Here is an 11,206-nt window from a genome sequence, read left to right as displayed (position 1 = left end):
ACATGAAGGCAGGGTCACGCGCAGCCTCCAGCCGCCGCCAATCCGGAAAGGAGGCAGCAAAGGTCTCGGCAGACATGCGCGCGTCCTTGTAGGGATTGACCGCGCCGCCAGCTCCCACCGTGATCGCGTCAAGCTCGGCGAGCAGCTTCAGGGTGCGTTGGCCGTGGTTGGGAAAATCGAGCGTCAGCGTATAGCCCGGCCGGGCAAACGACGTCAGCGCCGGCGAGCCCCGGGTGCCAAAGCGCTTGAGCACTGTCAGGAACGAACCCTGCCCGGCCCTTCGCGCTGCTGCCAGCAATGCCGGAATGGTATCGCGGGCCGCCTCTTCAGGGACCACGCTCTGGTGCTGGAAAAGCCCATTTGGGCCGTAAAGCCGGTTCCAGTCGGCAACGCCGTCAAGGGGAAAGAAGAATTTCTGGTAGCTGGCCTGGCTTTCGGTACGGCGACCGCGCCGCCAGCCATATGCGGCGTTGAAGAGCTTCAGGAACGGGCGGTTGAGCAAGGTCAGCGGTGGCTGGAACGGCACTGACAATTTGGCCACGCCGCGCTCTGCCGTGCGCGCACCATAAGTCGCATGATTACCGGCGAGCAGCAGGCCGCGCCCGGCATGTCTACCGCCGGCAAGTTGGTCGATCCAGGCGACCGCATATTCGTTGTCGCGGTCGGCCGCCTCGGCCAGATCGAAGTATTCTGCGAGATTGCGGAACGGCTTTACCGTCTCGGCGATGTCGAGCGACGGTACCCGCATCAGCCGGATGGCAGCGGACAGGATGATGCCCGTCAGCCCCATGCCGCCAATCGTTGCCCAAAACAGCCGGGCATTCTCGCTCGGCGAACAGACATAGGTTCGGCCATCAGACCGCAACAGCGTCAGCCGCTCGACATGGCAGCCAAAACTGCCGCGACGATGATGGTTCTTGCCATGCACGTCATTGGCGATGGCGCCGCCGAGCGTGACGAACTGCGTACCGGGCACCACGGCGGGGAAAAAACCGTGCGGCGCACCGTAAGCGATGATGTCCGCGAGCAGCATGCCCGCTTCAGCCTCGATCAGCCCGGTCTCCGCGTTGAAGGAAAGCACTCGCTTGCGCGGCCGCATGTCGACGATAGCTCCAGCGCTGTTCTGACAGCTGTCGCCATAGCTGCGGCCATTGCCATAGGCGAGCAATGAGGATGCCTGTGCCGATCCGCTGGCCAGGAGCTTCATCGCCTCGGCGATGTCGACCACCTGGCGCGCGCCTGGATTGGCGCGGCCGAAACTCTGGTAATTGGGCGCGCCCATCCTCACAATCCCGCCACCACAAGCAGCATCGCCCCGAGGAGAACCACGATCTGGCTGCGCCAGTCGCGGATGATGAAGACCACCGGGTCGTCATGCAGTTCGTCGCGGCGGGCGAGAATCCAGATGCGCATGGTGAGGTAAAGCACGATCGGCGCTAGCGGCCACACCAGCCATGGGTGCTCGTAAAGCTCGCGCACCGCACTGCTATCGATGTAGAGCGCCAACACCAGTGCTGACGAAAAGGCCGAGGCCATGCCGGCCTGGGCGACGATCTCCTGGTCCTCGATGCGGTAGCCGCGCCCAGCAATACGCTCGCCTACGCTGAGGCTCGATGTGCGCAATTCGACATAGCGCTTCACCAGCGCCAGCGAGAGGAAGAAGAAGATCGAGAAAGCGAGCAGCCAGAACGACACGTCGACGCCAGTCGCCGCAGCACCAGCAAGGATACGCAAGGTGTAGAGCCCTGCTAGCGCCAGCACGTCGATCAGCAGCATGCGCTTCACCGCCACCGAATAGGCGGTGGTAGCGACAAGATAGACAAGCAGCACGGCGATAAACTCGATCGTCGTAAAGGCTGCCGCCACCAAACTGATGACAAGCAGGATCGCCACCGATGCGAGCCCGAACGGGATCGACAGCTTTCCACTGGCGAATGGCCTTTCGCGTTTGGTCGGGTGCGCCCGGTCCAGCGTCAGATCAAAGAAGTCGTTGACGATATAGATTGCCGAAGCAGCTGCGCTGAAGGACACAAAAGCTAGCACCGCCGGCACCAGCATATCCAAATTGAAATATTTGTGCGCCAGCACAAGCGGCACGGCGATCAGCACATTCTTGAGCCACTGGTGCACGCGCAGCATTTTGAGGATGGTGCGCCAACTTGGCTTTTGCGCAGCAATCAGCTCGCAGCTGTGGCTGACCTGCCAGCGCGCGGCTGCACGGTCGGGTGCAACGACAATCGCGTCACGCGCGGCGTCAAACACCTTGAGATCGTGGCGACTGTTGYCGGCATAGTCGAAGCCGCCGTCGCCATAAGCGTCCACGAGCGCCTTGCGCTTGCGTTCCGCCGTCAAGTTTTCGGCGCCATCGCTGGCAAGCACAGCGTCAAACAACCCCAGGTGCCGGGCGATGGCCTCGGCGAATTTACGCGGCGTGCCGGTCGCAAGAACGATTTTGCGGCCATGCGCCTGCTCTTCGCGGAGCCGCTCCAGTATCTCCGGCCGGTAAGGCAGCGTCGCCGGATCGATATCGACTGCCGCAGCAATCGCCTGCTTGAGCCGTGCCGGGCCCTTCAACAGCCAAAACGGCACCAGGAAGATGTTGAGCGGGTTCTTCTTGAGAAGCGCGAACAGGCCCTCCCAAAGCAGATCGGTCGCGATCAGTGTGCCGTCGAGATCGACAGCGAGCGGTATTGCCCTGTTTTCTGAACGCGCGTCCATCGAATGCCTGCCCCTGCCCTAGCCAGATGGCGTGAACCACCCGAGCCTCTCGGCTATAGTGGACTGCAGGATTCGGGATGGTTAAAATGGCCGCCGAATGCGACGCGCGCGCCGTGCATATTATCAGTCATGCTTAAGCAAGTGTTAGCAGACAACAGAAAAGGCCGGGCGTTCTCTCGGCCTCTTCGATCAATTCGCAAGAGTTGTCGCGCGAACTTACTTGATGCGAGCAACGCCGCCCGAAATCTCTACTGTTTCCGCACCGGTCAACGCTTCGCGGTCGCCATTGGGCATCGTCACGAAGCAGCCGTCCGAGCAGAACTCAACGGTTTCGCCAGCGGCAAGTGCGAGTTCCGTCTTGGAACCGCCTTCCGTGACGATCAGTGTACGCGGCTCGGAGTCGAGGTTAACCGCGCTCGCGGCATACGCCGCGCCCGACATGGCCAGGAAGAGCGCTCCTGAGGCGACAAGAAACCTGTTCATTCTGCACTCGGTGTTTCCACCGCCCCTGTTCATTTTCGCAAGGCATTCTCGCCGTTTGCAAGGGAGCTTATATGAGTCCGAAGCTGAACGGCAACTGAATGCCTTGTTCATGCCACAATTGCTTTACGCGCGTCGTACTTATTCCGGATCGGGCTTTTTGGATCTTCCAGGCTTGCGTCCAGCGGTGGCTTCGGCAGCACGCTTGCTGCGTRCTTCTTCCACTTCCGCCACTTGGGCTTCAACCTGCTCGTCGTCGGCCGGCCATTTCTCGGCAGGCTTGGCATCATGAGCGCGCGGCGTCGATGGGATATCGATATGCGCACGCCCAAACGCCTCGATGACAGCAAAACGGACGTCGTTCTGGACAGTGTTGCTGCCCAGAAGGTCGGCAAGGAAGAACCTGATCTCAAACTCCAGCGCGGTTGGGCCAAAATTGGCGAACAGCACGAAGGGTTCCGGGTTCTTCAGAATCATCGGATGCGAACGCACGACGTCGAGCATGATTTCATGCGCCCGCTTGGCGTCGCTGTCGTAGGCGACGCCGACCTTGATGTCGACGCGTCCGAGCTTGTTGCGATGGGTCCAGTTGCCGACCGCACTGTTGATCAGTTCCGAGTTTGGCAGGATGACCGACTGGCGCTGGAAGGTCTCGATCTCTGTTGCGCGCACGCTGATCTTCTTGACGGTGCCCGATACGGCACCCGCCACGATCCAGTCGCCGACCTTGAACGGCCGCTCGGCCAGCAGGATCAGGCCCGAGACGAAGTTGGAGACGACGTTCTGCAGGCCGAAACCGATACCGAGGGAGAGAGCACCGGCGACCAGGGCCAGGTTCGATAGATCGAGGCCTGCGGCCGAGATCGCTATCAGACCCGCCAGCGCCAAGCCCGCATAGCCCACGGCCGTGCGGATCGAGTTGCGCACGCCGGCGTCGACCTTGCCGCGCGCCATCACCGAACCGTCGAGCCAGCCCTGGAACCAGCGCGTCAGGAAATAGCCGATCGCGAATACGAGGATGCCCGAGAGGATGCCGACCGGCGAGAAAGTGAAGCTGCCGATCTGGAAACCGGCGCCGATCCGGTAGAGCCAGGTGACCATGTCGCCCGGCTGGAAGCCCCACTGGAACAGGATCAGCGGCACCCCGACGACCAGCACCAGAAGGTTGATGATGATACTGAATACAAGCCCAAGCTGGTCGAGCGTCGTGTCATCAAGCGTGAACATCCTCTTGATACGCCGGCCGACCGTCGTCTTGATGAAGGCGTCTTCCTCGTTGATCGCCTGCGACGACAGGAAGCCGATATACATGGTGGCAAGGATTGCCCCGGTAACGACGATCTGCTGCGAGACAAAGCGCGCCAGACCGATATAGCCCAGCAAGGCCGCCACTATGGTGACCCCGCCTAACGTAAGCAGCACGTACCGGATCAGACGGGGCCAAGGCTTCGGATGGCCATCTTCGCCGACGAACGGCTTGACCAGGCCAATCAGAACGACAAGCACGCCGATGATGACGGTCGATGCGAGTGCTTCGCCGACAGTAAGTGCGACCGGCGATCCGAGCACCTGGTAGACCGAACTCAAGAAGTAATCGAGGCCGGTGAACAAGGCGGTGGCGATGATCAGCAGCATGAGCCAGCGCGCGGCACGGCTCTCGACCGGGATCAGCCGCCAGTTGGGCAGCTTGGGCGACAGCACCGCCATACCCAGCCGCGAGACGAAGAAGACAACGGCGATGACGTAGAACAGTGACGACAGCATCGAGCCGATGTCGCCGCGCAGCACCGCAAAATAGTCGAACAAAAAGTAGGTAACACCGAGGAAGACGACGAGCGCCGACGTCTGCATCAGAGTCGACCAGAAGGCCACCGAAAGCCTGCTGAGATAGGACGGCTCCTCGACCCTGGCGTCAGCCTCGAAAAGCCGGCCGAACATGCGCCGTCCGCCTATGATGATGACGGCGGCGGCGGCCAGGGCAAAAAAGGTCGCGGCCAGCATCGACTTGAGCTTGAAACTGACGACGAAGCGGACCCAGGACGAGACGGTGCTGTAGAGATCGGTCATCTCGGCCTTGAAGGCCTGCATCACCTCGAAGGCCAAGGCAAAGTTGATTTCGTAGCGTTTGGTCAAAAGATTCTGGAACAAATCGCGGCGTATTTCGGTGATCTGGCCGTTGAGCTTGTTGATCCGGATCGAGAGGTTCTCGGCAACACCGAGCACCGCATTGATCTCGGCTTTTTCAGCGGTCAGGCTTTCGCGCTCGCTGATGACGACAGCAGCTTCAGGCGGCTTGCCTTCAGCCGGCGGTTTGCCCAGCTGCTCCAGGCGCGCGTTGATCTCGGCAATGCGCGGACGAAAGGCGACGGCGCTTTGCAGCAAACTGCGTGACAATTCCTCGAGCTGAAGGCGGATATCGACCAGTCCGGCATCATCTTCCGAATTCTCTTCCACCTTCTTTTGCAGCGCGTCGACCTTGCTGGAGAGGCCGGCGATGACCTCCTGCTGGTCGGCGATCACGCCGGTTGGCGACTTGCCGAGATCCTGCGCGACCRCCTGCGAGAAAAGCGCCGCGGCAAGGATGAACAGGGTGACGCCGATGCGCCGGACTGCGGAGAAAAACATGATTTGTCAGCGACTCTCGGTCTGTTTGCCAATTGGCAAGGCGCGCCATTGATAAAGATGCTGATCCACCCGGGCAAGTCGGGGGCTAGACCGGGCGATTCAAAAGTCGGCCTAACGAAAGGCAATGGCGGAATATTGGCTTTGATCTGGAGAAGCTGCCTATAGTGTCCGCACACAGCCCAAAGGATGATTTGCAGGATGGCGGAATATTCGGCCTTTTCGCTTCTCAAGAACGCGCTCAGCGGAAACCGCGACTGGAAGCCGGCTTGGCGCAAGCCAAGCCCCAAGGCAACTTATGACGTGGTGATCATTGGTGGGGGCGGACATGGGCTGTCGACCGCCTACTATCTCGCCAAGGAGCACGGCATCACCAATGTGGCGGTGCTTGAAAAGGGCTATCTCGGCTCCGGCAATGTCGGCCGCAACACCACTGCCATCCGCTCCAACTACCTGCTGCCGCAGAACACGCGTTTCTACGAACACTCGATGAAGATGTGGGAGAACCTGTCCCACGACCTCAACTACAATGTGATGTTTTCCCAGCGCGGCGTGCTCAACCTGGCCCACACACCCGGCCAGCTCGACGATCTCGCGCGCAAGGGCAACGCCATGCGCCATCTCGGCGTCGATGCTGAACTGATGACCCCGACCMAGATCGGCCGCCGAGTTCCAGGCCTCGACATGTCGCAGTCGGCGCGTTTCCCGATCATAGGCGGGCTGATGCAGGAACGTGCCGGCACCGCCCGTCATGATGCTGTCGCCTGGGGTTATGCCCGAGGTGCCGACCGGCGCGGCGTCGACATCATCGAAAATTGCGAAGTCACCGGGTTTCTCCGCGATGGCGACCGCGTGGTTGGCGTTGCGACAAACCGAGGCGAGATCCGGGCCAGGAAGGTGGCGGTCGCCGTTGCCGGCAGCACGGGCCGCGTGATGCAACTCGCAGGCATCGACAAGATGCCAATCGAGAGCCAGGTGCTGCAGGCCTTCGTGTCGGAATCGCTAAAACCCTTCCTCGACACGGTGCTCACCTTCGGCATGGGCCATTTCTACGTCGGCCAGTCCGACAAGGGCGGTCTCATCTATGGCGGCGACCTCGACGGCTACAATTCCTATGCCCAGCGCGGCAACCTGCCCATCGTCGAAGAGGTGATGAGCGAGATGGTCGCGCTGTTCCCAAGTCTTGCGCCGGTGCGCGTGCTGCGGTCATGGGGTGGGGTCTGCGACATGTCGATGGATGGCTCGCCGATCATCACCGCTGGCCCCCTGCCCGGCATATATCTGAATTGCGGTTGGTGCTACGGCGGCTTCAAGGCAACGCCCGCCTCCGGCTTCTGCTTCGCCCACACCATCGCCAGGGACGCGCCGCACGAGTTGAACGCGCCATTCACGCTCGACCGTTTCAGCCGTGGCACCGTCATCGACGACAAGGGCCAGGGCCCGACGCCACGGTTGCATTAGGTTAAGTACTCATGCTGATCACCTGTCCCTATTGCGGTCCGCGCGATGTCTCCGAATTCGCCTATCAAGGCGACGGCAACCGCAAACGCCCCGACCCGACCTCGACCGATCCCGAGGCCTGGAACGCATACGTCTATGACCGGCTGAACCCGGCGGGGGCGCACAACGAGATCTGGCAGCATGCCGGCGGCTGTCGCGCGCATCTTGCCGTCGTGCGCGACACGCTGACCCATGACATATCAAGCGTGCGCTTTGCTCGCGAACATGGCGCGCCTACGCATGGGCGCCGCAAGACGGGAGGCAAGTCATGAGCCCGCGCCGCACGCCATCGGCCGGCCGCATCGATCGTCTGCGCACCATCCGCTTCACCTTCGACGGCACTGCCTATGCCGGGCATCAAGGCGACACCCTTGCCTCGGCGCTGCTTGCCAACGGCGTTTCGCTGTTCGGCCGCTCGTTCAAGTACCATCGCCCRCGCGGAGTTCTGACCGCAGGCATCGACGAGCCCAACGCGCTGGTGACGGTGCTGCGCGGCGACGTGCGCGAACCCAACACTGCGGCCACAATGGTCGAGATCCATGACGGCCTCGTCGCCGTCAGCCAAAACCGTTTCCCCTCGCTCGCTTATGATGTCAGCGCGGTGAACCAGCTCGGTGGCAAGTTCATCTCGGCCGGCTTCTATTACAAGACCTTCATGGGACCGGTGATCGGTCCGCTCAAAGGCACCCGGTTCTGGATGCTCTGCGAAAAGATCATCCGCCGCGCGGCGGGTCTCGGTCGCGCTGGCCATACCCCCGATCCATCCCGCTATGAGCGCATGAATGCATTCTGCGACGTGCTTGTCGTTGGCTCCGGCCCCGCCGGCCTTGCCGCGGCACGCGAGGCCGCCACATCGGGCGCGCGCGTCATCCTCGCAGAACTAGACCCGTCTTTCGGCGGCTCGGCCAATTGGTCCGGCGAGACCATCGATGGCGAGCCGGCCGCCGCATGGGCATCGGACATCGTCGGCGAGCTCAGGGACCATGACAACGTCCGCCTGCTCAAGCGCACCACCGTCTGGGGCGACTACGACGGCAACACGCTGGCCGCCATCGAACGCGTCGGAGATCACAAGGCATCTTCCTCGAAGGGCGCGCCGCGTCATCGCCACTGGACCATTCGGGCGAAGAATGTCGTGCTCGCCACCGGCGCCTTTGAGCGGCCTCTGGTGTTTCCGGGCAATGACCGGCCAAGCGTGATGATGGCCAGTGCCGCCATGCGCTACGCCAACCAGTATGGCGTTGTGCCGGGCGACAAGATCGCCGTCTTCGCCAACAATGACAGCGCCTATCGCGCTGCCGCCGCTCTCAACAAGGCAGGCGTCACCATCGTCGCCATCGCCGACCTGCGCCAGGACATCTCTGAAGCCTGCCGCAAGCTCGCGCAGGCATGCGGCGCCGAACTGCTCACCGGCCATGCGGTAATCGGCACCGAAGGCGGCAAGAAGCTGACAGGCGTGAAGCTGGCGCCCTTTTCCATCGCCGCCGGCGTATTACCCGGCAGCACGCGCAACATCGCGGCCGATTGCTTGATCGTCTCGGGCGGCTGGACCCCAACCATTCATCTCGCCAGCCAGGCCGGCGCGCGACCAATCTGGGACGACGATCTGCAGGCCTTCCTGCCACCGGAAGCTGGCAAAGGCTGGTGCGGCGCGGGGGCATTTAACGGCACATTCTCGACAGCCGAAGCCATTTCCGAAGGTACTGCAGCTGGTCGCAAGGCCGCCGGGCAGCCTGCTCTTGAGAACGGAACATTGCCCGATGTTGAGCCGGCAGCGCTCGACCCGCGCCCCGCGCCGGTCTTCGAGATCAGGGCCAGGGGCAAGGCCTTTGTCGATTTCCAGCATGACGTGACCGCTGACGACGTTCGCCTTGCCCATCTCGAAGGCTTTGTCTCAGTCGAGCACCTCAAGCGCTACACCACGCTTGGCATGGCGACCGACCAGGGCAAGGGCTCCAACGTACCGGGCCTCGCCATCATGGCCGAGGCTGTGGGCAAGCCGATCCCCGAAGTCGGCACGACGCGCTTTAGGCCCCCCTACGCGCCGGTCTCCGTCGGCTCGCTTGCCGCCGAGCGCTTCGGCGACCTCAAGCCCGACCGGCTGACGCCGATGCACGACTGGCACCTCGAAAATGGTGCGACGATGTATTCGGCCGGCCTGTGGCATCGTCCGATGATCTATGGCGAGCCGGGCGAGACCATCGAACAGGCCTATGTCAGAGAAGCGCAGACGACCCGCCAAACCGCTGGCATCGTCGATGTGTCGACACTCGGCAAGATCGCCGTGCAAGGCCCTGACGCCGCCGAATTCCTCGACCGCGTCTACTCCAACCTCTTTTCGACGCTGCCCGTTGGCAAGGCGCGCTATGGCCTGATGCTGCGCGAGGACGGCCTCGCCTTTGACGACGGCACCACCTGGCGGCTTGGCGAGCATGATTTCCTGATGACCACGACCACGGCCAATGCCGGCAAGGTCATGCAGCATCTCGAATATTTCCTCGACGTCGTCTGGCCCGAACTCAAGGTGCACCTGACCTCGGTCACCGACCAGTGGGCGGGTGCGGCCATCGGCGGCCCCAAGGCGCGTGAAATCCTCGCATCCTGCGTCACCGGTACCTCGGTGGACAACGAGGCGTTGCCCTTCATGGGCATTGTCCATGGCGAGATCGCAGGCGCGCCCGTCATGATCTGCCGCCTGTCCTTCTCCGGAGAGATGGCCTTCGAGGTCTATTCAGGTGCCGGCCACGGCACCCACGTCTGGGAAGCGCTGATCGAGGCCGGCAAGCCGTTCGGCATGGTGCCCTACGGGCTTGAGGCGCTGGGCACGATGCGCATCGAAAAGGGCCACGTCACCGGTGCCGAGATCGATGGCCGCACCTCGGCGCGCGACCTGCATCTTGGCTGGATGCTGTCGAAGAAAAAGCCCTTCATCGGCTCGGCGATGATGGACCGCGAAGGCCTCGTCGCCTCAGGCCGTCTCGAACTGGTCGGCCTGATCTCGCTCGACAATCGTCCGCTCAATGGCGGCGCCCATATCGTGGCGGAGATCGACACCGAAAACCCGCATGGCTCGCTCGGGCACATCACCGCTGCCTGCTTCTCGCCCGCGCTTGGTAAATATATCGCGCTGGCGCTGGTTTCCGGCGGCAAGTCGCGTCACGGCAAGCGCGCCCATGTTTCCGATCCGCTGCGCAACCGCTTCGGGCCGGTCGAGATCGTCAGTCACCATTTCTTCGACCCCGAAGGGAAGCGCATGCATGGTTGAGCAGCTTTCACCGCTCGAACCCGTGTTCCGGCCCGGCTCCCACGGCAATTTCGTCGATGGTGTCGGCGTGACCCTTTCGGAGATCGCACCGGGCTCCATCGTCCAGCTCGCGGCCTGGCCGGGCGAGGAAAAGAAGCTGATGGCAGCGATCAGCTCGATCACCGGCCTCAAGCTGGCCGACGGCGCTGGCGCTGGTGCGTCATCGGAACGATACGCTGCCTTCGGTTTCGCGCCGGGCAAATTCCTGGTCACCGATACGTCGGAGGGATTGGACACGACCTTAGCCGGCAAGGTCGCCTCCACGGTCGGAACCGTCACCGACCTGTCGCATGGCCGTACGGCACTCCGCATCACCGGAGCAAAGGCGGAATGGGTCTTGGCAAAACTCTTCGCTATCGATTTTGCGCTCGCCGCCTTCCCGCAAGGGTCAGGCATCTCGACAACCCATCACGACATCTTCACCCAGATCCAGCGCAGCGGACCCGACAACTTTGACCTCTACGTCTTCCGCTCGTTCGCCCGCTCGTTCTGGAAGATGCTGTGCCACGCCTCGGACGAAGTTGGCTACGAGGTGCGCTGATCACCCAGCAGTTTGAGCAACATGTCCTGAGGGAGGAAACG

At 62.4% G+C, this 11,206-nt stretch carries 8 protein-coding genes; 4 read left to right on the top strand and 4 right to left on the bottom strand.

The genetic code is table 11. From position 1 onward, the window contains the following. The 4 genes from AC1DWF_RS06680 to AC1DWF_RS06665 all read right to left on the bottom strand — a co-directional run. On the bottom strand, positions 1-1,282 hold a 1,282-nt coding region (locus AC1DWF_RS06680; protein WP_476841542.1), incomplete at its 3' end, for an FAD-binding oxidoreductase. Between the two features lie 2 nt (positions 1,283-1,284). Continuing rightward, entirely contained in the window at positions 1,285-2,718 is a 1,434-nt protein-coding gene (locus AC1DWF_RS06675; protein WP_476841541.1) for a UbiA family prenyltransferase, read from the bottom strand. 216 nt (positions 2,719-2,934) lie between these two features. After that, the gene (locus AC1DWF_RS06670) at positions 2,935-3,201 is read right to left on the bottom strand and encodes a hypothetical protein (protein WP_476784035.1); all 267 of its coding nucleotides are present in this window, start codon (positions 3,199-3,201) and stop codon (positions 2,935-2,937) included. Between the two features lie 138 nt (positions 3,202-3,339). Beyond that, a complete protein-coding gene (locus AC1DWF_RS06665) occupies positions 3,340-5,823 on the bottom strand; it encodes a mechanosensitive ion channel family protein (RefSeq protein ID WP_476841540.1) in 2,484 nt (827 codons plus the stop codon). A 198-nt stretch (positions 5,824-6,021) separates the two neighbouring features. Here AC1DWF_RS06665 and AC1DWF_RS06660 point away from each other — a divergent pair, with 198 nt between their 5' ends. From AC1DWF_RS06660 to soxG, 4 genes are read left to right on the top strand one after another with little or no spacing between them, the layout of a single operon-like run. Further along, on the top strand, positions 6,022-7,281 hold the full coding sequence (locus AC1DWF_RS06660; protein ID WP_476841539.1) for a sarcosine oxidase subunit beta family protein: 1,260 nt from the start codon (positions 6,022-6,024) through the stop codon (positions 7,279-7,281). 11 nt (positions 7,282-7,292) lie between these two features. Continuing rightward, the gene (locus AC1DWF_RS06655) at positions 7,293-7,592 is read left to right on the top strand and encodes a sarcosine oxidase subunit delta (RefSeq protein WP_476784038.1); all 300 of its coding nucleotides are present in this window, start codon (positions 7,293-7,295) and stop codon (positions 7,590-7,592) included. Continuing rightward, complete coding sequence (locus tag AC1DWF_RS06650) at positions 7,589-10,585, top strand: sarcosine oxidase subunit alpha (RefSeq protein WP_476788311.1); 2,997 nt, start codon at positions 7,589-7,591, stop codon at positions 10,583-10,585. Before AC1DWF_RS06655 ends, AC1DWF_RS06650 begins: the two co-directional genes overlap by 4 nt. Next, entirely contained in the window at positions 10,578-11,165 is a 588-nt protein-coding gene (gene soxG / locus AC1DWF_RS06645) for a sarcosine oxidase subunit gamma family protein (RefSeq protein ID WP_476788312.1), read from the top strand. Before AC1DWF_RS06650 ends, soxG begins: the two co-directional genes overlap by 8 nt. The last annotated feature ends 41 nt before the right edge of the window (positions 11,166-11,206 follow it).

The sequence above is a fragment of the Aminobacter sp. P4_D5 genome, from assembly GCF_056401815.1.
The sequence above is the reverse complement of the archived record's forward strand: the minus strand, read 5'-3'. Positions and strand labels throughout refer to the sequence as shown.

What these genes read in the sequence shown, in the direction of transcription:
- AC1DWF_RS06670 (WP_476784035.1), bottom strand. Translation starts at nt 3,201, where the DNA reads ATGAACAGGTTTCTTGTCGCCTCAGGAGCGCTCTTCCTGGCCATGTCG.
- soxG (WP_476788312.1), top strand. Translation starts at nt 10,578, where the DNA reads ATGGTTGAGCAGCTTTCACCGCTCGAACCCGTGTTCCGGCCCGGCTCC.
- AC1DWF_RS06655 (WP_476784038.1), top strand. Translation starts at nt 7,293, where the DNA reads ATGCTGATCACCTGTCCCTATTGCGGTCCGCGCGATGTCTCCGAATTC.